Origin of the sequence: Flavobacterium sp. YO12, assembly GCF_004119495.1 — a bacterium.
Lineage (GTDB): Bacteria > Bacteroidota > Bacteroidia > Flavobacteriales > Flavobacteriaceae > Flavobacterium.
Genome location: NZ_NRQU01000004.1, coordinates 102,977 through 129,775 on the forward strand (window position 1 = coordinate 102,977; position 26,799 = coordinate 129,775).

26 protein-coding genes and 1 pseudogene are annotated in these 26,799 nt (G+C 32.7%); 7 read left to right on the forward strand and 20 right to left on the reverse strand.

The genetic code is table 11. The features are described from left to right. Positions 1 to 674 precede the first annotated feature (674 nt). A complete protein-coding gene (locus tag BOW55_RS02285; protein WP_129022796.1) occupies positions 675 to 875 on the forward strand; it encodes a hypothetical protein in 201 nt (66 codons plus the stop codon). Between the two features lie 56 nt (positions 876 to 931). Further along, the gene (locus BOW55_RS02290) at positions 932 to 2,641 is read left to right on the forward strand and encodes an ATP-binding protein (RefSeq protein WP_129022797.1); all 1,710 of its coding nucleotides are present in this window, start codon (positions 932 to 934) and stop codon (positions 2,639 to 2,641) included. Positions 2,642 to 2,722: 81 nt separating this feature from the next. On the opposite strand, the gene BOW55_RS02295 is transcribed toward BOW55_RS02290, so the two are convergent. After that, positions 2,723 to 3,256 (reverse strand): 5'(3')-deoxyribonucleotidase, encoded by a 534-nt coding sequence (locus BOW55_RS02295; protein ID WP_089053033.1) that lies wholly within the window; start codon positions 3,254 to 3,256, stop codon positions 2,723 to 2,725. A gap of 84 nt (positions 3,257 to 3,340) precedes the next feature. Here BOW55_RS02295 and BOW55_RS02300 point away from each other — a divergent pair, with 84 nt between their 5' ends. Beyond that, positions 3,341 to 4,090, forward strand: a complete 750-nt coding sequence (locus BOW55_RS02300) for a DeoR/GlpR family DNA-binding transcription regulator (RefSeq protein WP_089053032.1) — start codon at positions 3,341 to 3,343, stop codon at positions 4,088 to 4,090. A 129-nt stretch (positions 4,091 to 4,219) separates the two neighbouring features. Here BOW55_RS02300 and BOW55_RS02305 read toward each other — a convergent pair whose 3' ends face one another. The 13 genes and pseudogenes from BOW55_RS02305 to BOW55_RS02355 all read right to left on the reverse strand — a co-directional run bounded on the left by BOW55_RS02305 (position 4,220) and on the right by BOW55_RS02355 (position 17,458). Beyond that, positions 4,220 to 5,290 carry a DUF2931 family protein gene (locus tag BOW55_RS02305; RefSeq protein ID WP_129022798.1) on the reverse strand — a complete coding sequence of 357 codons (1,071 nt, stop codon included), beginning with the start codon at positions 5,288 to 5,290 and terminating at the stop codon, positions 4,220 to 4,222. Positions 5,291 to 5,320: 30 nt separating this feature from the next. Then, the gene (locus BOW55_RS02310) at positions 5,321 to 6,340 is read right to left on the reverse strand and encodes a DUF2931 family protein (protein ID WP_241686451.1); all 1,020 of its coding nucleotides are present in this window, start codon (positions 6,338 to 6,340) and stop codon (positions 5,321 to 5,323) included. A gap of 74 nt (positions 6,341 to 6,414) precedes the next feature. Further along, the gene (locus BOW55_RS21205; RefSeq protein WP_241686452.1) at positions 6,415 to 6,777 is read right to left on the reverse strand and encodes a hypothetical protein; all 363 of its coding nucleotides are present in this window, start codon (positions 6,775 to 6,777) and stop codon (positions 6,415 to 6,417) included. 189 nt (positions 6,778 to 6,966) lie between these two features. Beyond that, positions 6,967 to 7,413, reverse strand: a pseudogene (locus BOW55_RS21640) (phospholipase effector Tle1 domain-containing protein); the annotation flags it as partial. Positions 7,414 to 7,430: 17 nt separating this feature from the next. Next, positions 7,431 to 7,820, reverse strand: coding sequence for a hypothetical protein (locus BOW55_RS02320; RefSeq protein ID WP_129022800.1), 390 nt, complete (start codon positions 7,818 to 7,820; stop codon positions 7,431 to 7,433). A 4-nt stretch (positions 7,821 to 7,824) separates the two neighbouring features. After that, positions 7,825 to 7,995 carry a hypothetical protein gene (locus tag BOW55_RS20760; protein WP_164974992.1) on the reverse strand — a complete coding sequence of 57 codons (171 nt, stop codon included), beginning with the start codon at positions 7,993 to 7,995 and terminating at the stop codon, positions 7,825 to 7,827. Positions 7,996 to 8,005: 10 nt separating this feature from the next. After that, positions 8,006 to 9,862: a phage baseplate assembly protein V gene (locus tag BOW55_RS02325; RefSeq protein ID WP_129022801.1), complete on the reverse strand. Its 1,857-nt coding sequence runs from the start codon at positions 9,860 to 9,862 to the stop codon at positions 8,006 to 8,008. Between the two features lie 12 nt (positions 9,863 to 9,874). Continuing rightward, a complete protein-coding gene (tssD, locus tag BOW55_RS02330; protein ID WP_129022802.1) occupies positions 9,875 to 10,267 on the reverse strand; it encodes a type VI secretion system tube protein TssD in 393 nt (130 codons plus the stop codon). 341 nt (positions 10,268 to 10,608) lie between these two features. Next, entirely contained in the window at positions 10,609 to 12,060 is a 1,452-nt protein-coding gene (locus tag BOW55_RS02335; protein WP_129022803.1) for a TolC family protein, read from the reverse strand. Continuing rightward, positions 12,053 to 15,220, reverse strand: a complete 3,168-nt coding sequence (locus BOW55_RS02340; RefSeq protein ID WP_129022804.1) for an efflux RND transporter permease subunit — start codon at positions 15,218 to 15,220, stop codon at positions 12,053 to 12,055. Before BOW55_RS02340 ends, BOW55_RS02335 begins: the two co-directional genes overlap by 8 nt. 25 nt (positions 15,221 to 15,245) lie before the next feature. Next, on the reverse strand, positions 15,246 to 16,328 hold the full coding sequence (locus tag BOW55_RS02345) for an efflux RND transporter periplasmic adaptor subunit (RefSeq protein WP_129022805.1): 1,083 nt from the start codon (positions 16,326 to 16,328) through the stop codon (positions 15,246 to 15,248). Between the two features lie 175 nt (positions 16,329 to 16,503). Then, a complete protein-coding gene (locus BOW55_RS02350) occupies positions 16,504 to 16,875 on the reverse strand; it encodes a hypothetical protein (protein WP_089053024.1) in 372 nt (123 codons plus the stop codon). A 178-nt stretch (positions 16,876 to 17,053) separates the two neighbouring features. Continuing rightward, positions 17,054 to 17,458, reverse strand: coding sequence for a GNAT family N-acetyltransferase (locus BOW55_RS02355; protein ID WP_129022806.1), 405 nt, complete (start codon positions 17,456 to 17,458; stop codon positions 17,054 to 17,056). A gap of 176 nt (positions 17,459 to 17,634) precedes the next feature. Here BOW55_RS02355 and BOW55_RS02360 point away from each other — a divergent pair, with 176 nt between their 5' ends. Further along, on the forward strand, positions 17,635 to 17,853 hold the full coding sequence (locus BOW55_RS02360; RefSeq protein WP_129022807.1) for a hypothetical protein: 219 nt from the start codon (positions 17,635 to 17,637) through the stop codon (positions 17,851 to 17,853). A 175-nt stretch (positions 17,854 to 18,028) separates the two neighbouring features. After that, complete coding sequence (locus BOW55_RS20765; protein WP_164974993.1) at positions 18,029 to 18,199, forward strand: hypothetical protein; 171 nt, start codon at positions 18,029 to 18,031, stop codon at positions 18,197 to 18,199. Positions 18,200 to 18,266: 67 nt separating this feature from the next. Here the strand turns inward: BOW55_RS20765 and BOW55_RS02365 are convergent, their stop codons facing one another. The 5 genes from BOW55_RS02365 to BOW55_RS02385 all read right to left on the reverse strand — a co-directional run bounded on the left by BOW55_RS02365 (position 18,267) and on the right by BOW55_RS02385 (position 23,701). Beyond that, positions 18,267 to 18,881: a hypothetical protein gene (locus tag BOW55_RS02365; protein WP_129022808.1), complete on the reverse strand. Its 615-nt coding sequence runs from the start codon at positions 18,879 to 18,881 to the stop codon at positions 18,267 to 18,269. A 182-nt stretch (positions 18,882 to 19,063) separates the two neighbouring features. Then, on the reverse strand, positions 19,064 to 19,456 hold the full coding sequence (locus tag BOW55_RS02370) for an ACT domain-containing protein (RefSeq protein ID WP_129022809.1): 393 nt from the start codon (positions 19,454 to 19,456) through the stop codon (positions 19,064 to 19,066). Between the two features lie 205 nt (positions 19,457 to 19,661). Continuing rightward, complete coding sequence (locus tag BOW55_RS02375) at positions 19,662 to 21,533, reverse strand: M1 family metallopeptidase (RefSeq protein ID WP_129022810.1); 1,872 nt, start codon at positions 21,531 to 21,533, stop codon at positions 19,662 to 19,664. Between the two features lie 201 nt (positions 21,534 to 21,734). Then, positions 21,735 to 23,315, reverse strand: coding sequence for an NADP-dependent glyceraldehyde-3-phosphate dehydrogenase (locus tag BOW55_RS02380; RefSeq protein WP_129022811.1), 1,581 nt, complete (start codon positions 23,313 to 23,315; stop codon positions 21,735 to 21,737). Positions 23,316 to 23,389: 74 nt separating this feature from the next. Continuing rightward, positions 23,390 to 23,701 (reverse strand): rhodanese-like domain-containing protein, encoded by a 312-nt coding sequence (locus BOW55_RS02385; RefSeq protein WP_071634709.1) that lies wholly within the window; start codon positions 23,699 to 23,701, stop codon positions 23,390 to 23,392. Between the two features lie 359 nt (positions 23,702 to 24,060). Between BOW55_RS02385 and BOW55_RS02390 the strand changes: the two genes are divergently transcribed. Further along, positions 24,061 to 24,687 (forward strand): Crp/Fnr family transcriptional regulator, encoded by a 627-nt coding sequence (locus BOW55_RS02390; protein ID WP_129022812.1) that lies wholly within the window; start codon positions 24,061 to 24,063, stop codon positions 24,685 to 24,687. Between the two features lie 234 nt (positions 24,688 to 24,921). After that, positions 24,922 to 25,707 carry a sulfite exporter TauE/SafE family protein gene (locus tag BOW55_RS02395; protein ID WP_129022813.1) on the forward strand — a complete coding sequence of 262 codons (786 nt, stop codon included), beginning with the start codon at positions 24,922 to 24,924 and terminating at the stop codon, positions 25,705 to 25,707. A gap of 235 nt (positions 25,708 to 25,942) precedes the next feature. On the opposite strand, the gene BOW55_RS02400 is transcribed toward BOW55_RS02395, so the two are convergent. After that, positions 25,943 to 26,398 (reverse strand): GNAT family N-acetyltransferase, encoded by a 456-nt coding sequence (locus tag BOW55_RS02400; RefSeq protein ID WP_129022814.1) that lies wholly within the window; start codon positions 26,396 to 26,398, stop codon positions 25,943 to 25,945. Positions 26,399 to 26,799: the final 401 nt, after the last annotated feature.

A 26,799-nucleotide genomic window follows, 5' to 3' on the forward strand; every position in this document is an offset into this window, starting at 1 on the left:
TTGCAGAAAATAGCTGAGCGATTGCTCCCTTTTCAACCTTAATTTTTTTTCTCGGATATATTTTCTGATTCATTTTTCTAGAAAATATAAACGTACAATTTAGAAAAGATTTCCCTTTTGGGAATGTTCTTTCGACGCCTCATTTTTATTATTCACCAAAATATTTTTTTATATGCCATTATTTTTGACTTCTACAAGTAAACTCTTATCCTCATTTTCAATTTTTGCTTCAACTCTATATTATTTCTGCATTTTTTAATCGTTCGAAACCAACTTTTATCGGACTTTTTGCATCTATAATATTATAGATTTATTTGAACTTAAATACCATTTAATAATTTAAACTAGACTTTGCAAACTTTTTTTCTGGGAATTCTCGGGAATCTCAGGAATACGCGGGAATTCTGGGAATCCCTTGCCAGTAAAGGCTTCAAAGCGCCTTTACTTTGCACCAAGAAATTAGTTCAAGTTTTGTCTGCAGACTAAAACAATATTAAAAACTAGTTCTAATTACAGCGTGAAAAACTGTAAGACCAAGTTTATTCGGGAAGTATAAACAACGTCTTACTGTTCTCCACACTTTACTTCCCAAAACCTATATGGTACTGCCTTAAAAAATTCTGGATCAACTCTAGACGGCCATACCTATGTCTAATTTCTAAAAATAAATCAAAATGAAAAAACTTATACTATTTATCGCTTTCGCGTTATTATTCACGATATTTTCTTGTACTCCAGACGAGTACGAAACGCAGCCAACTAAAAAAACAGAAAAAAAAGATGGTTTTGCTGCAGGACCTGGTGAAGATCTTCCTCCTGATGACGCTGATGGTCCTGGAGATACTAACACCACTCCACCACCACCAAAACCATAATAAAAATATATTTTTAGTATCTAATTAATTACTATTTTCGGGGAAAGTAAACTTATATGTTGCGGTCCCCGTTTTTTTATTTTATTATACTTCTTTTTCTTTTTTCCTGTGAAGAAAAAAAGACCATTACTACCAATACCGACTCTATACGAAAAGAGGCGCTGACTTTAAGAAATCAAGGCATTAAAAATTACGAAAAACAGAACTTTAATACTTCTTTTTATGAGTTTAATAAATCCAAACAACTTTATGAAACTTTAAAAGACAGTGCTAATATTGGGTATGTACTTATTCAAATGGCATTCATTCAGCAGGTCAATGGTGATTATTATGGCAGCAAGGAAACTGTAACCGAAGCGTTAACTTATGTTAAAAAAAAGAGCATTTATACCGCGATTATAAACAATACGTTAGGCATTGCTGACAAGGAACTTTCTCTTTATAATGATGCTATTCATTACTATCAAGAAGCTACAAAAGATTATAAAGATCCTGTTGAAAAACAAATCCCTTTAAGTAATATTGCGGCTCTTTATATCCAACAAAAAAAATATGACGATGCAATCATTATTTTAGAATCTCTTTTAAACAAGAAAACATTAAAAGAAAAAACTCCTGAAATAAGCAAATCTTCATTTCAAGATAATTTAGGTTATGCCTATTTTAAAAAAGGAATGGATGAAAAAGGATTCCAGTTAATGAATGAAGCTCTTCAAATAAGAAACGAAATCAAGAATACATATGGAAGTATAGAAAGTTACCTGCACCTTGCCGATTATTATGCTAAAAAAGACACTCAAAAATCAAATAAAAATGCTTTAGCTGCTTATAATACAGCCACAAAATTAAATAGTGTCGATGAAAGATTAGAAGCACTACAAATTCTAATTTCTAATAATCACGGTGCTCAAAACAGCAAATATGTGCAAAAGTACTTTTCATTAAACGACAGTATTATTAAAGTCCGGAATAACTTTAAAAACAAGTTTGCAAAAATTAAATACGATGCCAAAAAGGAAAAAGATGAAAACGCAACGCTTCGTTTAGAAAAAGCAGAAAACCAATTAGCGCTGCAAAAAGCAAAATATCTAAGAATTGGATTTGTAATACTTTTTATTTTTCTAGTTCTACTAATAGCCATCTTAATACGCTATTATAAAAATAAAAATAAAGCGATAGAATTTAAGACTTCCTATAATACCGAAACCCGAATTGCTAAAAAAATCCACGATGAATTAGCAAACGATGTATTTCATGTGATTGCTTTTGCGGAATCTCAACCTTTATCTGCCGAAAGCACCAAAGAAAATCTGCTTCAAAAATTAGATGATATTTACGGTCGTGTGAGAGGAATTTCTAAAGAAAATAATCGAATTGATACTGGAACCAATTTTACCAACAGCATAAAAGAAATGCTTTCGATGTATAATACCAACTCCATAAATATCATTGCGTCTAACTTAGAAAATATAAACTGGGAAAGTATTGATGATGTAAAAAAGATCGCCATCAGCCGAGTTCTACAGGAATTAATGGTGAATATGAAAAAACACAGCAACGCAAGTCTGGTGGTAATAAAATTTGAAAATGATCCAAAATCAATTCTAATAAATTATACAGACAATGGTAAAGGCTGTGAAAAAACAAAGATTTCTAAAAACGGTCTCCAAAACGTTGAAAGCCGTATACTAGCTGTTAAAGGAACTATTAATTTTGAAACGGAGCCTGACAAAGGATTTAAAGTCAAAATATCGATACCTAAATAAAAACAATTTTATAAAAAGCCTTTCAGAATTTATTCCGAAAGGCTTTTATCTTCAAAAAACAACTATTATAACCTTTTAAGCTTATAATGTTTCGTTTAAAACCGCAACCGCTTCTTTCCAGTTGTTCACTCTTAAGTGATGCGTTTGGTTTATATTGTGAAATGCCGTAAACATGATAGGTTTACCCATGCAGTAATCTAAATTTTTGCTGTGATCATCAATCAAATAATCTGTATTGATGATTCGTTTGCTGCCGCACAAAACAATGTTTTCCCATTTAATAAAAGGAAAATGTTCGCCAAGCCAAGCAACTTTTTCAGCAAGTGAAATTGGGAATTCGGTCGCAGCCGAAACTATAAAAATTTCAAAATTCTCTTGCAGCTTCTGCAAACTTTCAACAGCATCCGGCATTACAGGAAGACTTCTAAAAAAGTTACCTTTATTTAAAATTCCGTGTAAAAGCTCTCTTCCTTTAAAAGCTTCTTCTTCACTTAATCCCTGAATTCCTTCTTTCGAAAGGTTCATTCCGTATTCTTTATTAAATTGTTCAATCATTTGTGATTCTATATCGGCAAGTACGCCATCCATGTCAACGGCAATAGTTTTCTTTTTCATAGTTTTAATTTTGCGGTAAAATTATGCAAAAATTGCAAAACTTTGCAATTTTTAACTTATTTTTGCAATATAAATTTGCAATAAATGAAAAAAGAAGAACGTCAAAAAGTAATTTTAGAGTACTTATCAAAAGAACATCGCGTTACTTTACAAGAACTTAGCGAGTATTTGAACGTGTCGGAAGATACAATTAGACGAGACGTAAAAGAACTTTCGGATCAAGGTTTATTAAAAGCAGTTCGAGGTGGTGCAGTTGCACCGTCACCAATTCCGCTGCACTTTAGAAATAGAGAAAAACACGATCTTGAGAATAAAAAGATTATTGCAGAAAAAGCGCTTCCTTTATTAAAAGACGGACAGGTTGTATTTATAGATGGAGGAACAACTTCGTTGGCTTTAGTGGCTAGTTTTCCTTATGATTTAAAGTTAACAGTTATAACAAATAGTTTTCCTGTTGCGGCATTAATTGAGGATTTACCCAACATCGATTTGATTTTTGCTGGAGGAAAAATGTGCAAAACTTCTTTTGCAACTTCGAGTATTGAAACCATAGATTTCTTTAGGAATTTTAGAGCAGACGTCTTCATTTTAGGAATCTGCAGTATTCATCATGAACGAGGTATTACGGGAATTTTATACGATGATTCTATGCTGAAAAAAAATATGATTCAGAACTCCAACTTTGTTATCGCCTTAAGTTCTATTGAAAAAGTAGGGACTGCAGAATCGTATTTTGTGTGTCCAATTAAAGATATTAATGTTTTAGTAACCAATGTTTCACCCGAAGAAGAATCTTTGAAAGCATACAAAAACGCAGGAGTTACTATTGTTTAAAACAAAAAAGCCTTTCAGAACGTCACTTCCGAAAGGCTTTTCTCTTTTTTTGACGATAACTAAACTGCATGCTGCCACACGAAAGGATTCGTGCGGTAGCGGGGTTTTGTTTTTTTACAGTACATTTTATTATTTACAAATGCAAGGAGCATTTTTTACTATTTTTCTAGTCTCTTGACTAAATTTAGGAATATTCAATTGCATACCATTTTGCTCTAAAAATGCATAAGCAGTTGAATCATTATCAATTTTTATTACTACCGTTGTAGATATTTCGCTTTTACTTTTAAACTGATTTGTTATAAAACCTTTATCAAAGTTTAATGGTAATTCTTCGTTTGTAAAAGCATTATCTTTTTGCCAATATTCATTACCTTCTGAAAAAACGATTTTTGTTATAAAATCTTGATTTTTGCTGTCTTTCCATTTTACAATAAAAAGATAAGGAATAGCCTTTTTTTCACTTGGATTAAAAATTGGTTTGCCAACGAGAGACTGACATTCACCATTACACATTCTTGCTTTTACACTTATTATTTGTCCACCCTCAGGAATAGAGATATCTTGATTCCAAGTATATTTTTGTCTATATAAATTATATACATTAGGAGTTGGATACCCATATTGCTTTATATTTTCTCTTGTTTCATTTGAAAGAAATTTTGGATCAGATAGTTTTTTCTTTGAGAATCCTTTTTCAAACATAAATTTTGCACTGTCATATACATCATCTTTATTTAATAGTGTTTCAGAAGCTTGGAATCTGCCAATTTCAATTTGTGCATCATCATCTCCTATCAACCATACTAAAACCACTCCTTTTGGAGCAAGACCAAGTTGAATGGTTTTACAATTAAACTTATCATTATTATTATTCTCTTCTTGATTGAGATATCTTTCAATAATATTTTCTGGTAATTGCCATTTACCTTTATAGAATTTTTGTTCAACTAGAGAAAGCCAAGTTATTTCAATAGTTTCAGGGAGTGTATAAAAATCTTTTTTAGCAACTTCTACACCAATTCCCCAACTTGAATTTATACAAGATGGTCCAAAAAAAGATTTGCCCACAAATCCTCGCTGTATTGCAACAGGGTATTCTTTTGGAACAGAAATACGAACAGACCATTCTTGTTTTTTTTCTACACATGAACTTACCGTAATTGCCAATAACAATAATGCAACTATTTTTTTTATCATTACTTTTATATATGTTTTTTTGTCTTTTAATTAATAAGGTTTAGATTTCGTAAACGATTCTTGCGATAAAATTGCATCTTTCATTTCAACTTCACTAGATGCTGTTTTTAATTTTATGGATATTCCTTTAGTTTCTCTTGGTTTGGTGTTTCTATCTATTTCTATTATAAATTTTATATTTTCACCGTCTTTCAAGTTCTCAAAAATGGCTTTCGATTTCTTTTCATCAAAGAAAATGTCACTTTCCATACGTCTATCATTTATATCATGCCAAACGATATTTACTTTTCTTGGAATAGCACGTTTTTTAATAGGCATCATATTTCCGTTTAAACTCAAGAAAATAGATTCAAATTCCCCATTTATATAATTTATAAGAATTGTTTCTACTTTATCTTCTGCCTTAACTTGAGGAGTTAAATTATATTCTCTAAACAGTGTTTCCCAATATCCAAATGGAATTGTACCGTTTTTAATCTGGTCTAATATTTCTTGTGGCAGGTCTTTAATGTTAACTCTAATTGTTTCATCAATTCCTTCTTGGGTTTTCATTATTTCATGTGCAATTCCCCAATCTACACTTTTGTCTTCATGTGCTTGATATTTCCCTACAATGGTCATATTAGATTGGCTAAATACATATAGAACAACCATACCTCCAGGAAACAAGCCTGCATTAATTACAAAATGCCTGTCGATAAAAATTTCACTTTTTTTAGTTTCTTTGTTCCAATATGGTCTTTTACTGCCATTGATCATTAGGGATTCTATTTTATCTGAATCGAGTTTAAAAATTCCCGAATAGCTTTTATTTTCAATATAAGAAAGCCAAGTAATATCTAAAGTTTTAGGCGATATTCCTTCTGCTTCGCCTGATGAAGAACCGTCATTGTCTCCCAAATTATAACTATTTATAACATCATCAAAAGGCATATATACATACCCACTTTTTGGAGTGTTCCCAACTATTAAGTGTCCTGAAAAAATTTCAGCAGGGTAATTTTTTGGCGTGCATACTGCCGCACCCCAAGAATATTGTTTTTCTTTCATATTATTTTGACATGAGATTAAGGTGAAATTAAACAAGATAATGAGCGTAATGCCTTTAGTTATTTTTTTCATATTTATCCAGATATTGTTACTCTTTTTCTAATAATATTACTTAAATTATCCATTTGGGGTTCCATACCTACACCATCCATATTTGCAGAGCAATGCAAAAATTTATTACGCAAATCTGGCAATATGTAGTAATCGGCAACCATAGTATTAAAATCATCAATTTCTTTTTGGTTTTTCCATTCTTTTTTTCGTTTTGATTCTATTTGTTCTTTAGTATGGAATTTTAATTGAGGTTTATCATAAAAAGCATAATCATCTATTCTTTCTTTGACTTTTTTTAATTCGTGTGGAATTTTATAATAATGATTTAATTCTGTATCATATTTCCATGGAATATTAAATTTTCGTCTTCCAAATTCTGCCATTAAGTGAAGAATTACAAAACTATATTTGTTACTAAGATTTTCACGTTTTCCTCTTAAATAATAAGGAACTAAAGGAGGTAATTCTTTTAACTCTCCAGGCTTGAACCATCCTTGTTCGAGTACATGCTTTTTTTCTTTTTCAATTATGGGCGCAGATTCTGTAAGTATGACAATTTCTGTTTCACCATTTTTATAGCCTCCTCCAATATCTGAGTGACAGCCAGGCAGTAGTAATTCTATACTATTAGATCCAGCGCTGGCAATGGTCGTTAATGGGAAATTCTCACGAAACTCGTCTTCTGCTGTTAAATGAACTGTAAAACCAACAGTAGGTATTTTTAATGGTACTTTGTCCTCCTTAATATCATCAAAAACATTATTACCATACGATGATACAGTATCATAAATACCTAAAAACCTAATTTTTATTCGATGTGGCAGAACATTATAACCTAATTTTTTAAAAGCTTTGCCTAAGTATCCTAAATTGTAACTTTCTTTATCACTTATAACTTTCTTTTTATACAGTTCGTTAACAAAAATACGGGCGGCCGCAGCTCCACGGCTAAAACCAAAAACATCTAGATATAAGGTACTTATATTTTTCTCATTTTTACCTTGCAGTTTCTCAACAATATCAAAACACCCCTTTTCTACTTTTTCATATAGTCCTGTTTCGCCTTTACCGTATCCCTGTCCGCGTGTAAAATCACCGTAATAATCGAGTGTTCCGTCATCATTTTTTTAGGGTTTTTGGTACCAATACCTTCAACATATACAGAATAGTAATGAGAATCACTATCTTTCAAATAAGCTTTTTCTAATCGATCGACATTGCTATTGTCATTACCGTAACTGGTATTGGAACCATCATTATCTGATACAGAACTATTTTTTAAGCTGGGATCTTTTCTTCTTCCTTCAATATTTTCTCTATTGTTTGAAGTTCCATCGAAAAAAACGCCCATGTAAACATCGTTTGCTTCTTTATCATCTTCTTTAGGAGGCGCAAAACGTGGCTCTCCAAATATTATATTCGACATATTTTTATGATTTATTACCTCTAATATTTATTCTTTTATTCGATGCCAAAGTCAAATTTTCTTTGGTAGCAACAATCACTATTTTTCCACTTTCTTCATAAATGGTTTTGGCTGAAGAGATATAGCTGTTTTTAATTTTTATATTTAGGTTTCGAGCTGTTTTATTAATAGCCATAAATTATTTTTTAAAAGAGATTAGATTTTTCGGCACTATTTATTTCTACTGTTTTTTGAGAACTTTCTAACAACATGTTTTCCTGAGTACTAAAAATTTTAACCTCATCGGCAAACTGAGTTGATTCATGAGAACTTCGTTTATAGTTTTCAGTTATATTTTCAGTTTTATTGTCTCCAAATTCATTAATATCCCCTTGTGCTACTATACCAATATTATTTCCTGCTTCCTGATTTATATTATTTCCTGCTTCAATCTCAATATTTTCTTTGGCTTCTGCTTTTATGTCTCTTCCCGCTTTCATGATAATATCTTCCCCTGCTTCAAGTTCTATATTTTTTGGAGCTTTAAACCTAATGTTTCCGTCTCCATGAATCACGGCTATTGTTTCGCCTTTTTGGCTTTCTATTGTTATGTCGCCCGTAGCATCATCAGTAATAATTCTGTTTCCGCTTCGGCTATGCATTACTGCCTTTATATCATTATTAGGCGTACTGTAACCGCTTTTTTCTTTTCTGCTGGTCATGGTTCCTGTTACAATTGGCAGTTCGGCATTGCCTCCTTGAAAATCTACAAAAACGGTATCGCCTATTTCGGGTATAATGTGAGAGCCTCTGGCATCGCCTCCATAATATTGCACTAATGGTATATAAGGAGTTGTTTCGCCTTTTGCTTGCTGCCATGGCATTTGTACTTTTATACCGCTGAGTCCTTCTGGATCTGCGTTTGCCGTTACCACTGCGGTCTGGCTTTTGCACTTTGCAATTAAATCAGGATTTGTTTTGGGTGAGAATGTAGAGCCTGCAAGATTTACGGCTGTAAAATGGTTATGATATCCTCCTCCGTCATCACAAATATGCCTTAGTTTGGTCACTCGGTAACTGCTTTCGAGCTGTTTGTCTAAACCTTGTATCAACACATCGTTTCCTATTGTAATGCCGGGAACTTCGCTTGATGCTTTTACCTGCATCAAACCGCTCATTACAAATCGCATTTTATTTTTCGTATATTTTTCTACAGAACTTCTTCCGTTTGCTCCTGCCGAATTTTGATTGAGCTGCAAGACTGTCTCTTTGGTAAAAACCTGATTGGATTTGTTGACGAAGTTTTGATGAAATCCTTCAGCTTCTTTTCTGTAAACAAGCGTATTATCTGTGTAATATTCTCCAGCTCTGTTGTCATTTTCTATGGTTTTAAACTGTGTGGGCAGCACTTTCATCTCATAACTAAAATCATGCATATTAATTCCATAAATTAATTTGGGCTGTAATCGTCCGCCTGCATCGCCAAAAGTTATTTTTCGTCCGTTACTATAAAACCATTCTCCGTTTTGCATAGCCAGACGATTCAGGAAATCAAAATCGCTTTCGTTATACTGCACAGTATAAGCCAGATTGTTTTCATGTAAAGGAATAACTTCCATATCAATATCGTAACCTGTTTTTACTTTATTGACAATATCTGCCATTGACATATTGGTAAACGAATTGCACTCTTTTGCGCCATCTAAAAGTATCGTTGTACTGTTTCCTTTTATCAACATGATTTTTTCCATGTCTTTGTTTCTGGATTTTTGTATTCTTACATTGGTTACAACTCCATAAAACTGCATGATATAATGGTTAGGATTTGTATCAATCATAAGATCATCCAGACCAGGAAGCGGCTTTATTTCTATGCTAATCTTTTCGCCATATAATCGCTGCGAAGCCGGCATGACACTTTTAAATTCTTCTACCAGCAGATCCTGTCTTACTGCGATCGAAAAACTGTGATGATCGTGTATTTTTTGAATAATTTTTAATTTACTGAAATTGGTAATGGTAGTTTCACCAATTTTTATAGTCGTTACTGTTTGAAGAGCCATGTTGATTGTGTTTTAAGAATTTTTCCAATTGTTTTCAAATAAAGTATTACCAACTTTTATTTCATTGGATGTAATTAAAATTTCTGTGGTCATAGGAACCGTTCCTTCGCTTCTAAAACGCTTCTGGAAAGAAATACAATAGGCTTTTTTAAAAATTACATTTTTCATGGTACTCATAGCATCACGACGATAAAAAATAACTTTACCATCTTTAGTGCTGGTGTGTGAAACCATCCAATCTGAAAATAAATCGGTGTGTGTGCTCTCAACAACAATTCTAACTTGACCACCTTTTACTTTGTTGGCTGGTTTACCATTATTATCTACACTTTGATTGAAAGTGACATCAAATTCTAAAACATTAAACACTTCATTGTTTAATTCTAATTTGGCTAAAAAACTCATATTTATAGGTGTTGATTATTTTACAGGTTTTGTAGATTTACCTTAATCAAAATATGAGAAGTGGTATTTAAGTAAATAAAATATTACATATTTGTAATGTAAATATATTAAATAGTTTAAAATAAATAAGAAAAACATTAAATTTAACAATAGGAAGAAATTTAAAAGGCATAAAAAAATCCCGAAAACTACTAATAGCTCCCGAGGTTTAGGCTCACTTTTTCAGACCTGAGAATTGTAAACAGAAGACATTTTTCTTAAGAAATAAATTGTTTAAAACAAAAAAGCCTTTCAGGATTTCACTCCAGAAAGGCTTTTTCTCTACAAATTAACAGGCAATATTATTTCCATCCGCCGCCCAAGTCTCTGTAAACATGGACTGCAGCATTTAATTGTTCTTTTTTAGTATCTACCAATTCTAGTTTGGCTTCTAGTGCATCACGCTGCGTCATCAAAACTTCGAAATAATCTACTCTTGCTGACTTAAACAAATCGTTTGAAACGTCTATTGAAGTATTTAAAGCGTCTACTTGTTTTGATTTAAGATCATACCCTTTTTGAAGATTCTGAATTTTAGACAATTGATTTGACACTTCTAAATAAGCATTTAAAACCGTTCTATCATAATTGTATAACGCTTGAAGCTGTCTTGCATTTGCACTCGCAAATTCGGCTTTAATTGCATTTCGGTTAATTAAAGGCGCCACAAGATCACCTGCCAATGAATACAAAAGCGATTCTGGCATGGTAAACAAATAAGAAGGTTTAAATGCATTTACTCCAATTGCCGCAGTAATATCCAATGAAGGATAAAACTCAGCACGAGCTACTTTTACATCTAATTTTGCAGCTACCAATTCTAATTCTGCTTGCTTAACATCTGGACGATTCGCTAACAATTGCGATGGAATTCCAGAACTTACAGCAGCTGGCAATAAACTTAAGAAATTAGTATCGCTTGTTCTTTTAATTTCTTGTGGATATCTACCCAGCAAAAAGTTGATCTTGTTTTCAGATTCTTTTATTTGCTGTAAAATGTCAAACTCCATACTTTGTGAAGTTAAAACCTCAGCTTCAAATTTCTTAACTCCTAACTCAGTTGCTCTTGCCGCCTGCTTTTGAATCTTTACAATTTCTAAAGCATTTGTCTGCAATTTGATCGTTTGTTTTACAATATCCAACTGATTATCTAAAGCCATTAATTCATAATAAGAATCAGCAACTTCAGCGATGAGGTTTGTAATTACAAAGTTTTTACCTTCTACAGTAGCTAAATATCTGTTTAAAGCTGCTTTTTTAGAATTACGCAGTTTTTTCCAAATATCTACTTCCCAGTTGGCATAAGCCGAAATGGTAAAATCTCCAAGCGGATCTGGCATTTCTTTTCCAGGCTTAATTTCTGTAGAAGCATCACCAGCACCTTGACTCGTATATCTACCCACTTTTTCTATTCCAGCTCCGGCGCGAACACCAACTGTTGGTAATAAAAGTCCTTTTTTTACACGAATATCATTCTTTGCAATCTCAATTTCTTGTAAAGTAATATTTAACTCTTGATTGTTCTTCAATGCAACATCAATTAAATCTACAAGATTCTGATCTTTAAAGTAATCTTTCCAAGCTAAAGCTGCTGTATTATTATTTGCATCCTGAGTTGGGGCTGTTGTTCCAAATGACTCAGGAACCGGCGTGCTTGTAGTTATTGCTGCCTCAGGCGCAGGGGCTTTACACCCTGCAACCGTAAGACAAATACCTAATGCAATACCATATTGATATGATTTGAATTTATACATGATTGTTGTCAATTTCTTCTGTTAATGGATTCTCTTCTTCATGTTTTACCAATTTGTGTTTCTCGGCAATTTTGGCAAAAATGAAATACAAGCCCGGAATTACAAATACACCGCAAATGGTTCCTATAAGCATACCTCCAGCGGCTGCAGTACCAATGGTTCTGTTACCAATTCTACCCGGACCTGTTGCAAATGTAAGCGGCAATAATCCCGCGATAAATGCAAATGAGGTCATCAAAATTGGACGGAACCTTGCTTTTGCACCTTCCATTGCAGCATCTAAAACTGATTTGCCTGCTGCGTGCCTTTGTATGGCAAACTCTACAATCAATACCGCATTTTTACCTAATAAACCAATAAGCATTACCATGGCAACTTGTGCATAAATATTGTTCTCTAATCCTGTTAGTTTTAATAAAAGGAATGCTCCAAAAATACCTGCAGGCAATGAAAAAATTACTGATAACGGCAAAATAAAACTCTCATATTGAGCTGCTAATACTAAATAAACGAATCCTAAACAAATTAAGAATACCCAAATAGCTTGATTTCCTTGAGCAACCTCATCGGCAGAGATACCTGCCCAGTCAATATCATATCCTCTTGGCAGTTTTTCAGCAGCTACTTTTTGAATTACTTTAATCGCTGTACCAGAACTATAACCTGCGGCCGGAGAACCACTAATCTGAGTTGAGGTATACATATTATGACGTGTAATTTCCGAAAGTCCGTATACTTTTTCTAATTTCATAAAAGCAGAAAAAGGCACCATTTCATCACGATTATTTTTTACGTACAATTTTAAGATATCATCTGGCTGTGCACGATATTCTGGTGAAGCCTGAACAATAACTTTATAGTTAATACCAAATTTAATAAAACTGATTTCGTAATTACTTCCCACAAGTGTTGATAAGGTATTCATGGCGTTTTCGATAGAAACACCTTTTTGCTGTGCCAAGTCATTATCGACTTTCATCATGTATTGAGGGAAACTAGAACTGTAAAAACTAAACACGTTAGATAATTCTGGCTGCTTATTCAATTCAGCAACAAAATCATTGTTTACCTGCTCCATTTTTTTGTAATCTACAGAACCCGTTTTATCTAACAAACGAAGCTCAAATCCTCCGGCAGCACCATATCCTGGTACAGCAGGCGGTTGGAAAAATTCGATATTAGCTCCCGCAATATCTTTACATTTTTCCTCCATGTCATGCATAATCTCAACAACAGATTCTTTTCTGTCACTCCAGTCTTTCAAGTTAACCAAACACGTTCCTGAGTTGGCTCCTGTACCTTCAGACAAAATCTCATAACCCGCTAATGACGAAACTGATTTTACGCCATCGATATCTTCAGCAATTTTTTGAACTCTCTCTGCAATATTATTAGTTCTTTCTAAAGAAGAACCTGGAGGTGTTTGAATTACGGCATAAAACATTCCCTGATCTTCATTAGGAATAAATCCTGAAGGAACAGTGCTGCTTATAATCCATGTTCCGGCACAGAAAACAAGAAGTGCAACTATAGTAACCACTCTTCTGTTGACAATTTTACCTAATAGATTTTGATATTTGCCTTGTGCTAAATTGAATTTTTCGTTGAAAGCATCAATAAATCTATTTGCTGGTGTTTTCTTTTTAGGCTGTCCGTGATTATTTTTTAACATCATTGCACAAAGCGCTGGTGTCAATGTTAAAGCCACAATACCCGAAAGGATAATCGCAGTTGCCATAGTTACAGAGAACTGTCTGTAAAATATTCCAACAGGACCAGACATAAATGCAACTGGAATAAATACTGCAGCCATAAGGAACGTAATGGCGATGATTGCTCCTGCAATTTCGTGCATTGCTTTTTTAGTCGCTTTAAATGCCGAAAGATGCTCCTCTTCCATCTTGGCGTGAACGGCCTCAATAACTACAATCGCATCATCGACGACGACTCCAATTGCCAATACTAAGGCAAATAATGTGATTAAGTTCAATGAAATATCAAAGAAGGTCATAAACACAAAAGTTCCTATTAACGATACAGGTACCGCAATTGCTGGAATAACTGTTGAACGCCAGTCTCCTAAGAAAAGGAAAACGACTAAACCTACCAGAATAAATGCTTCAACCAAAGTATGAATTACTTTTTCGATAGAGGCATCTAAGAATTTAGAAACATCATACGAAATTTCATAATCCATTCCTTTTGGAAACCTTGTTTTAATTTTTTCCAGCTTAGCTTTAACTTCTTCAATAACTTGATTGGCGTTACTTCCAAAAGATTGTTTTAATACAATAGCAGCAGATGGTTTTCCGTTCAAGTTCGAATAAATATCGTACATCGAACTTCCAAATTCGACTTTGGCAACATCTTTTAATCTTAAAAGCTCTCCATTTGGATTTGCTTTTACTACAATGTTCTCATATTGTTCCTTAGTTGTAAAACGCCCGGAATATTTTAATACATACTCAAATGCCTGAGAACGTTTACCAGAACTTTCTCCCGTTTTTCCAGGAGAAGCCTCCAAACTTTGACTTGATAATGCTTCCATTATCTCATCTGCAGAAATTTTATAGGCTAACATACGATCTGGTTTCAACCAGATACGCATTGCATATTCACGTGTTCCTAAGATATCTCCGGCACCAATACCATTTACCCTTTTTAATTCTGAAAGTACATTAATATCGGCATAGTTGTACAAGAACTTCATGTCGGTATTTTTATCTGTACTGTAAAGATTCACGTACATCAACATACTTGGTACTTCACGAGTAATTTTAATACCCTCTCTAATTACTAAAGGAGGTAGTTTATTGGTAACTGAAGCTACACGGTTTTGAACGTTAATCGCCGCTTGATTTGGATCTGTACCTAAATTAAATACTACCTTAATCGTAGCTTCACCATCATTTCCGGCATCTGAAGCCATATATTTCATTCCTGGAACTCCATTTAGAGCTCTTTCTAGAGGAATAACGACCGCTTTGATCATTAATTCTCCATTAGATCCAGGATAATCTGCAGTAACATTCACCATTGGAGGTGAAATTGTAGGGAACTGAGTAATTGGTAAATTCAATACCGACAAAACCCCTAAAAAGACAATTATCAGCGATATTACTATCGACAGTACTGGTCTTTGAATAAACTTATTAAACATTGTATATCTTTTTTAATGATTAAACCTATTCTGCTTTTGTACGCAAATGATTTATTACTTCTTTAGGCGATTGGAGTTCATATTTGATTTTATCATTTTCTTTTACTTTTTGAACTCCTTCAAGCAAGATTTTATCATTTTCAGTTAGACCAGTTCTTACTACATATAAATCAGGAACTTCACCTGTAATAGTAATCTCTCTTGATGTCACTTTATTATTTTTATCTACAACAAAGACATATTTTTTGTCCTGAATTTCGTAAGTAGCTTTTTGAGGAATTACAATAGCATTTTTAAGAGGCAGGAACATTTGAACTTGACCTGTTTCACCATTTCTAAGTAATTTTTCAGAATTAGGGAATCTTGCTCTAAAAGCGATATTTCCAGTTTCATTGTTAAATTCACTTTCAATTACCTCAACATTTCCTTTATATTTAAATGTCTCACCATTTGCCAAAACTAAATTTACTTTGTTATCAGCACGGTCTTTAACGTTAGTCTGATATTGAAGATATTCTGGCTCAGTAACATTGAAATAAGCAAACATTTGACTATTGTCTGAAAGGCTTGTCAATAACTCGCCTTCGTCAATAAGACTTCCTAATTTTAAAGGAATTCTATCGATAGTTCCATCAAACGGAGCTCTGATTTCTGTAAATGATAAATGAAGTTTTGCCAATGAAACCTCAGCTTTTGCTGATTGCAGTTTAGCCTGTGCAACACTTAACTCGTTTTTAGAAACGATATTTTTATCTGCTAAAAGTTTAGCATTCTGTAATTCAATTTCTGTTGATTTTTGTTCAGCCTGTGCTTTAAGCAATTCTGCCTGATACATATTTGGCATAATTCTAAACAACAATTGACCTTTTTTTACAAATTGACCTTCATCAACATAAATGTTTTGTAAAAACCCTTTTTCCTGGGCACGGATTTCGATATTTCGAACAGATTTAATCTGCGAAACATATTCTTTAGTAAATGAAGTGTCGATTCTAACGGGATTTGTAACCGTGAATTTTTCTGCTTCTTCTTTCTCTTCTTTTTTAGATGTACAGCTAGTTAAGCACACTAAGGCCATAAAGCCTGTGAACAAGATAATTCTTTTCATGATTTAGTTTGGAAATTAAGCGATTGAATGCTTGGAATAAAAATTCCTTTTGGATGATTAAATGCATCAGCCAGCCTTAGTCAGAACTTAACTTTCATATAAGAAGAAGTAAAAAACAAATATACATCAACGAGATATGCAGATCACGACTAGGTAACCGATGTATACTTTAAAATCAAATTCTTAATACTCGTTGAGTAATATAGATAGGATTTGAATGCCCAAAGAGAGGCGTAGAAATTTTTAAACGATTGGAATCATTCGCAGCAGACTGATCTGAAAGTGCCAGATACAAAGTGTCTACCAAACTGTACGAAACAGCAAAAAACTTGTTCGTAAGTAAATTGGTATCATCATTTCCCAGAAGATCTTCTTCAAGATCAATATCTGCATCTTCAATAATTGAAGTTCCACGATCTTGACTTGTAAATTTAACTCTGTGTTTCTGTTGAAGATGATGATGAGAAAAAGTATTAGCATTAAGATATTGGCCTCCGCCCAGCAGAAGCAAATTCATGAATACTAGAAATACTATTAACTTTCTCATTTGGGTGCGAAAGTAATAAAAGTATTAAAACAAAAAAAGAATTTTTAACAAGGTTTAACAGTTATACAAGACGAAAACGTTTTCATTCTTTTAATATTCAAGAATTTTATTAAAAAACTTACTTTTACTGATGACCATAAATTTAGTCGCCTACAAATCAACCACTTATAAAACTATATTAAAATATAATTTCCATTATTGTAAATTCTTGTCCAGCTTTAGTAAACGTTTTAAAAGTATCTTTCATTCCAAATTTCTCATAAAATGATTTTTTATTACTTCTGGCATTGCACCAAACTTTCTTAATATTCTTCTCTTTTGCAAACTGAAAAATATATTTTAAAAGATGAGAAGCGCTTCCTTTTCCTTGATATTCTTGTAAAGTTGCTAATTTTCGAAACTGCATCTCTTCTTCGACTATAAAGCAAGAAACTATAGAAACCAGTTTATTACTTGTAAAAACTCCAAAATGAAATCCTAAATTATCTTCTTCAAGCTGTACAAATTCAAAGGGTTGATCTGGCCACATTACATTGTGTCTAATATCCCAAGTTTCTGAAGCTGCTATTTCTTTAATTTCCATTGCAAATTATTTGAAAACAAATTTAAATGAATTTTCAATTTTATATTCTTTTGATCTGCAATTAAAACGTACTGATTTAATTATCAACATGATTCATAAAAAAAGAAAGAAAAAACTTCTAGTATAATTAATTAATCTCTACTTTTATAGTATCTAAAAACAAATAAAAACCAGTTATGAAAAAATTCATTTTAGCATTATTTTTATGCGTTAGTATGAACAGTTTTGCACAATTGATACAATTTGGACCGCAGGTTTCGTACAACATCACTTCTCCTATTTCAAGTGATTACAGCTCAAAAAGCTCAGGAACTGCAATGGGTGTTGCGGGATTTGCAAGAGTAAATTTACTGCTTTTTTTATGGTCAGGGAGAATTTGGATACACACAATCTAAGTTTAGCATTTCGCAAACTGGAGCCAGCAGTACTGACTATGAACTATCAGGAACGGATGCTACTCTTATTGCGGGTTTTAAAGTAGTTCCATTAGGTAAATTAGGAAATATTCGCATTTTTGCAGGTTACAACTGGAAAAATTATTCAAGCATTAAAACAAACAATAATCTTAATTTGATTGCAATCGAAAAAAACAACAGCAGTATTCTTGGCGGTGTTGGCGTTGATTTATGGAAACTTACTTTAGATTATCGATATCTGGCAGGAATATCAGATCTTGACCCTTCTGGGGCAAGTTTAAAAACTGGTATTTCAAACTTCTCACTCGGCTTTAAGTTTTTATAATAAAATAAAAAAAGAGAATCTACATTTAATAGATTCTCTTTTTTACTTTGTAAACTATTGATTTACATTACATTTTTGAGAAAAATTTCTCTAAATTATCGTCTGTAATTTTTTCAAAACCATTTTCATTCTGTTTTCCAATATTTACGACATGCAGTACTTTAGATTTTTCATCAACAGAACAGCTCCAGATTGTACCATCTGACAAAATAATTGCAGAGAACAAAGCATCTGATTTGTCTTTATTATAATAAACCAAATTTTCTTTTTTAAGAAGCTTTTTTACTTTTGATTTACGATCTTGTTCAAAAAACAAAATTTCATTTTGATTTATTTCTACCAGCTCATCGACCGTTTTGTTTTTAAAACTATTTTGAGCTTCAATAGTCCAACTTGGTTTATCACCTGTCATTATCCAAGTTCCGTGCGCCTTTTCTAAAATATCACTTCTAAGAATTTCTTTTAAAGTATCAATTCTTTTTAATGCTTCCTGCCCGATTTCATTTTCAGGCTTAAGTTTTGAAGCTATTGAAAATTGATCCAATGCATTTGGATAATCTGAATTTTTCAAATAGGAAAGTGCAAGTTCATACTTGTTTTTCTGAAATTTACATTTCGCGTCATTTTGTGCTGCATTTTTCATCGAAATAAGCAGAACGATTAAGAGTAAAAAATTTTTCATTAATTTGGGGAAGTAAGTTATTTTTTATTTTTCTTGCAAACGTAATAATTAATTTTAGTATCTGATAATGATTTTAATCAGTTAATTACTTTTTTAACAATAAAAAGAGTTACAATGAAACAAATTTTTCGTTATTGATATTTATTACCCCTAAAAAAATGAATTTGATTTTTTTTCTAAAACTACCCAGAAAACGAACTTAGAATCTCCATTGCTTTTACCGTATCTTTTTTATCAATAAAAATATGATCATGATAATAGGCCGCAACAACATTACAGCTAATTTCATGTTCTGAAAGAGCATTAGAAAATGCTGCTGTCAATCCAATCGCTTCTAACGAGGAATGAACAGAGAGTGTTATCCAAGACATTACGACAGAATATTCTAAATTTAATTTTTCGGCATTTTCTTTTTTAAGAATCAGCGTAAAAGCCTCTTTCTCCTTAAAAAACATTTCAATCTCATTTAGATTTATATTCTCAACTTTTTCAATTTTACAAAAAACATAATCACCAGAGTTATGTTCGGGCTTCATGTTTTTAAGCAGTTTCTGTAAATCTTTTTCTCCTGACATTTTAGTTTAGTTTTAAAGATTAATTATTTTAATAGTCGATCTATTTTTTTATTTGTTTCTGGAAAATCTTTATCCAAAACAAGTACTTTTTTACAAGTAAGAGCCTATAATTCTATGTGTTAAAATTAATTACTCCCAACAGATTAACCTAAATTAATAAAAAAAAGCCGTCTTAAATTTAGAAAAGACGACTTGTTTTTATTTATTACTTAACGGGCCAGCTATTATTTATTGGCGTTGCATCCATAAAAATGCCGCCGTCTAGAGTAACTTTTTTTATTTGCTTTTTAGTATTAATAGTTATCCTTGCTGTTTTTTGATTTTTCTCCCAAACCGCAGGAGTTTGATGAAACGTTTCGGCTGCGTTATCTTCATAAATCACATTCACATCAAACGGAATTGCAAAACCTCCTGAGTTTGTTATAGTAACAACATTTTTTGAAACTTCTTTTATCGAAATATCTATATAATTGTTTGTAAAAAACCAGTTATTGAAAAACCAATTCAAATTTTTTCCTGAACCTGTATTCATCGAATAAAAATAGTCCCACGGAATTGGATGCTTTCCATTCCAAGTATCCATATAATGATGAAGCGACTTTTTAAACAAATCATCTCCAAGCAAATCTTTTAAAGCTAAATAAGAGAGAGATGCTTTTCCGTATGAATTGTTTCCGTATCCTGCACCTGAAACTTGTGTAGACATTGAAATTATTGGCTGATCTTCTTCTGTCGATAAATCGGTGATGTATTTTTTTACTCTAAACCCTTTATAAAATTTATCCGCCTCATCTTTTCCATGTTCGGCAATTTTAATCAAATATTCAAAAGTTGTAGCCCAGCCTTCATCCATAAAAGCATAACGCGTTTCGTTGATTCCCATAAAAAACGGAAAATAAGTATGCGCTACTTCATGATCTTGAACCAATTGTGCTAATAAGGGATCGCCCATATGAGAATCGTTACACATCATTGGATACTCCATATCTGCAAAACCTTGAAAAGCTGTCATTTTAGAATACGGATATGGAATTCCCGGCCAATTATTGGAGAACCAATCTAAAGCAAACTGATTATTTTTAACCGAATTTACAAAATCAGTTCCTGTAATATTGTAAGCAGCTTGAACACTTGCACGGCGATTTGTTTTTTTATCAACCAAAACACTGCTGGCATCCCATAAATAGTGATCGCTTAAACCAAAACAAACATCAGTAATATTGTTTGCTTCAAATTTCCAGATATTCCAATCGTTTTGTTTCGTTACTATTCCGCTTTTCATTTCCTGCTCATTTGCAATATGCAGAATTTCATCTGTCACATATGATTTTTTCAAACGTGCAGCAAACTCTGGCTGTAAAACCTCATCAGGATTTAAGAAATCTCCAGTCGCATAAACCACATAATTTTTAGGCGCTTTTACTGAAAAAGTATAATCATTAAAGTCATTGTAAAATTCCTGACGATCTGTATGAGGTATTCTGTCCCAGCCATTATAATCATCAAAAACCGAAACTCGAGGATAACTGTAAGCTGCAAAAAAAGTAGTTTCGTCAATTTGTCCTTCTCTTCCGCTTTCTTTTGATAAAGGATAATTCCAATCAATATTAATGGTAACTTTAGATTTTGGTGCGATTGCTTTTTTTAGTTTTACATTCCCAACAGTTCCCCAATTTCTGGCATCTTCTTTATAAACTTCATTATCCACTTTTAAAGAAGTAATCGTTAATCCGCTGCTTAAAAAGTCATCGCTTACTTCACCTCCTCTTGGTGAAGTTGGTTTATGCAGATTATTTACAAATCGAATAACAAGATTATCTAATGATTTATCACTGTTATTCTCGTAAACAATAGTTTCTGTTCCGCTTACTACTTTTGTTTTAGCATCTACGGTAATGTCCATTGTATATTTTCCGTGATTCTGCCAATAGTTTTTTCCAGGCTTTCCGTCCATAGAACGAGTTCCTTTTTCGTAAGCCTCTTTTATATTTCTAGGCATATAAAGTTCTTGTGCAAAGCCTGTTTGCGTCAAAAACAAAAAAGCAATAAATGCAAAACGCAATAATCTTTTATTCATAAAATGGTTTTTGATTTGATAATTTAAATTGATTTATATAAGACCCATTTTTCAAAACAATGTTACAAAACTTTATAAAATTACAATTAAAAAAAACATAGTACCAAAGCTGGTTAATTCTTATAGAATCTATTAAAAATAAAAACCGCCCAATTCTAGAAAGAAAAGGACGGTATCTACAATTAATATATAACCTTGATGCTACAAAATATAATCGGTATTTATAAAATTTGATTCTTTGCTGTTTAGCAATTCCTGCAGAATTTCATTATTATAAGCGATATCTTTTGAAGCGACAAACGTACGAATGGAGAAAGAACGTAAAGCATCTGGAATACTTAAAGTACCCACAGCAGAATCTTTACGACCTGTAAAAGGGAATGCATCTGGTCCTCTTTGACATGAACTGTTGAGGTTTACTCTGCAAACTAAATTTACTAAAGCATCAATAAGCGGCGCAAGAGTTTTTATATCTTTTCCGAACAAACTTACCTGCTGTCCGTAATTTGATTCAGCCATATCTTCTAAAGGTTCTTTAATATCTTTAAAAGAAATAATTGGAACTACAGGACCAAACTGTTCTTCATGGTACACACGCATTTTGCTGTTTACTGGATATAAAACGGCTGGAAAAATAAAATTATCTGCGTGTTTCCCTCCTTTTTCATTCAAGATCTCAGCTCCTTTATGAACAGCGTCGTCGATTAATCCTTGTATATAATGTGGTTTATCTGTTTCTGGAAGCGGCGTTAAAGACACTCCTTTTTCCCATGGATTTCCAAATTGCAATGCATCAACTTTTTCAGAGAATCTTTTATTAAATTCTTCTCTAATTGATTCATGAACGTATAGAACTTTTAATGCCGTACATCTTTGTCCGTTAAAAGATAAAGTTCCTGTAATACATTCCTGAATCGCCAAATCCAAATCGGCATCAGGTAAAATAATAGCTGGATTTTTAGCTTCTAAACCTAAAATCAAACGCAGTCTATTTTTATTTGGATGCTGATCCTGCAAAGCAATTGCTGATTTACTGTTTCCAATTAATGCTAAAACATCAATTTTACCCGATTTCATAATTGGAGAAGCTACTTCACGGCCACGACCATAAACGATATTGATAACGCCTTTTGGAAAACTGCTTCTGAAAGCTTCTAACAATGGCGAAATACACAAAACACCGTGTTTAGCAGGCTTAAAGATCACCGTATTTCCCATAATTAAAGCTGGAATCAATAAGGAGAAAGTTTCGTTTAAAGGGTAGTTGTAAGGTCCAAGACACAACACAACGCCAAGAGGTCCGCGGCGAATCATTGCATTTACACCTTGTACTTTTTCAAAATGCGAACTGCGTCCGTTTAATTCTTTATAACTTGCTATAGTATCGTAAATATATTCAACCGTTCTGTCAAACTCTTTTTGAGAATCTCCCAATGATTTTCCAATTTCCCACATCAAGTATTTCACGACTTCTTCGCGGGTTTCTTTCATTTGATTAACGAAATTCTCCATACACTTAATACGGTCAGCAACTTTCATTGTTGGCCATAAACCCTGTCCTTTATCATAAGCAGCATTTGCAGCTTCAACTACTTCTGCAGCTTCAGCTTCTCCCATAAATGGTATAGAACCTAATAAAGTAGGCGTATATTTTTCTGTAGAAGAAATCGTCGAAAACACAGGCGTAGTTTGCCCTGACCAATGTTTTAATTCTCCATTTACAAGGTAAGTATCTTGATTTATCAGGGATTTAATTTCAAATTCTTCGGGTATTAAACTCATAATTTGGTTGTTTATTATTTGGTTATTAATAGCATTATAATGAAAAAAGAGGCTTTAATGCCTCTTCTTCTCTTTTATGGTTGTACGGTTTCGCCTTCCCAATCCAGTATACCACCAAGCAGATTATAGGCATTCTCGATACCCAATTCGTTCATAATCTGACAAGCTTTGGCACTTCTAGCTCCAGAACGACAATACACATAGTAATTTTTGTTTTTATCTAATTCTTCAATTTCATAAATAAAACCCTGACCTTTATTGATATCAATGTTTAAAGCATTTTCAATATAGCCATCATTAAATTCGTCCTCAGTTCTTACGTCCAGTATAACTGCATTCTCGTCAGCAGCCAGCTGATTAACCCAATCTTCTTGTGATAAATTCATAATAAATGTGTTTTTGTAAAATTACGACGTTTCTACTCATGAAAAACGTACCAAATGCGATTTCGATTATTATTCTCAGAAAACGTTTTAGAGAAATTATTATAATCAGTGAAAGGCAAATTTACTCACTATTTTTAAAAATATAACCTATAAAATCGATAGAAAATAGGATTTTTTCATTTAAGCAAAATACCTGTTAATTATAATTTTACCACAATTAATGCCAGCAGAATCCATTATCTTTGTAAAAAATTATAATTTTTTATTCGATTTTGACAATAATACCAGCCGAAAATTTCACAAATTCTCACGAATAAATTAGTGTGAATTTGTGAAATTCGCGGCAAAAAAACGATACAATGCAACATTCATTAAAAAATACCTTTCCTAATTTCTCCAGTGAACTTATTGCTACTATTGAAGAAAACGGAAGTCTTCAATATTTTGAAGCCGGAACTATTTTAATGCGTACCGGACAGTACATTAAAAACACGGTTTTGATTACTAAAGGAAAAATCAAAATTTATCGTGAAGGCGAAGACGGCGGTGAATTTTTAATGTATTATCTTCAACCCGGACAAGCCTGCGCGATCTCGATGATCTGTACGGCTAAAAGCGAAAAAAGCCAGATTATGGCCAAAGTAGTCGAAGACGTTTCTGTTATGATGATTCCCCTTCAAATGATGGACAAATGGATGATGGAACACAGATCTTGGTACGAATTTGTAATCGAAACTTATAGAAGCCGCTTTGAAGAAGTGCTGGAAGTTGTCGACAACATTGCTTTTCGTTCTATGGATGAACGTTTAGAATTTTACTTAAAAAGACATTCTGATACCTGCGGTTGTTCTGAGGTTAATCTTTCGCATCAAGAAATCGCAACAGAATTAAATACATCGCGAGAAGTTGTTTCGAGATTACTAAAAAAAATGGAACAGCGAGGTTTAGTCAAACTCAACCGAAATCAGATTGAACTTTTGAAATAAGTTTGCCGCTAATTTCACCAATTTTCACGAATTATACTGTCACATTGAGCGAAGTCGAAATGCTATGCGAATTCTCTCCTGAATCTTCGGGATACTCAAACTGACAATAATTTCAGTAAATCAAATTGGTGAAAATTGGCGTAATTCGTGGCGAAAAAAAATAAAATCTATTCTGTGATAAATGTTACTGTAGGATTCTAATTTCCGAAGCAACTTTGCATAAAAATAAATTCAATGGAATATTTAGGCTATTTTGCTTCAATCATTATCGGAATTTCTCTGGGCTTAATTGGCGGCGGCGGTTCTATCTTGACTATTCCTATTTTAGTGTATTTATTTAAAGTAAATCCAGAGCAAGCAACTTCATACTCCTTATTTATTGTTGGCTTAACCGCTTTATTTGGCAGTTACAGTCATTATAAAATGGGAAATCTAAAACTCAAATCGGCATTATATTTTGCAATACCTTCTGTAATTTCAATACTGATTATTCGTGAAGTTATTTTTCCTAAAATTGCTTCTACCCTATTTTCTATTGCCTCTTATTCTGTTTCAAAAGATTTTCTGATTATGATTGTCTTTTCGGTTTTGATGATAACAGCGGCGATTTCGATGATCCGAAAACCACAGCCCGAAATAAAAACTGCCGAAACCAATTATCTGCAATTAAGCTTAATTGGTTTCTTGGTCGGAATTGTAACAGGATTTCTGGGAGCCGGCGGCGGATTTTTAATTATTCCTGCACTTTTGTTCTTTGCTAATTTACCAATGAAACAAGCCGTAGGAACTTCATTATTGATTATTACCATTAATTCTTCAATAGGTTTTGGAGGTGATTTATATATAGGAACTCCTATCGATTATACTTTTTTATTAGGTGTTTCGGGAATGGCACTTTTAGGGATGTTTATTGGAAGTCAGTTTTCTAAAAAAATAGATGGAACAAAATTAAAACCGCTTTTTGGCTGGTTTGTCCTCGTAATGGGATTTTACATTATTACAAAAGAAGTTTTATTTTAATCTGGATTTCTTTCACGCAGATATAACCGATTTGCAAAGATTTTAAATATTTTGAATTTAGTGTACTTGTAGAGATCTTTGTCAAAGCCTTCCATTTTAACAAAGATCAAATTAAAAAAATCCGTTTATTCTTCAGAATAAACGGATTTCTTTTTAGAGTACTATACCATATTCTTGATCGTATTTATCTTTAATTTAATACGGCTGTCAAAATTAACAGATTAAACCTCCTTGTTTATTTTTCTGTTCGCCACCAATGATAATAATTGTGTAATCCGTCGTATTCAAATCCGCAACGTGGATACAACTGATTGCCTATATCGTTTGTTTTTTCTGTTTCCAACATCAAACCGCAGGCATTTGTTTCCTCACACCATTGTTTGCTGCGGTCAATTAATGCGACAGATAACCCTTTACCACGAAAATCAGGATGTACAAAAAGATCACTAAGCAGCCATTGCTTTTGCAATTTTGTATAATGAAATAGTTTATAAAGCTGTACAAAGCCAACAGCTTTTCCGTTTGTAATCGCTAAAAAAATGTCTGATTCATTATTTAACAATCGCTCTTTAAGAAATGCTTTTCCTTTTTCGACATCAGATTCCTGACGGTAAAAAACACGATAAAGATTAAAAAGTTCTGCTGCTTCATTGAGATCTTCAAGACTTGCTTTTTTGATTTTGTAATCCATTATTATAAAATGTTTTAATTAAAAAAGCGAAAATATCTTAAAGATCAAACAACTTTATAGTCCAGTTTATGTAAAACATGGTCATCCAGCATTTCTGCAAAAGTATTCCTCTATAAAAATAAAAAAATCCGTTTATCTCTAAGGATAAACGGATTTTCAGTTTTAGTATTCTCTTTGTAAAATACCTTCTATAATCCTAAGTAAAATTTGTATTAGCTATTTCAAAACCTCAAACCTTCCATTATTAAATTCAAAAATTTTGTCTGAAACAATATGATCTCCTGTTTCATTAATATTCTGTACCGAATCATAAAGACGATGTAAATTCAAAGAATCTTTACTTCCTGTTATTAACAATTACATCTCTCGAAGGAATTCCAACAACAATATTACCATCTACC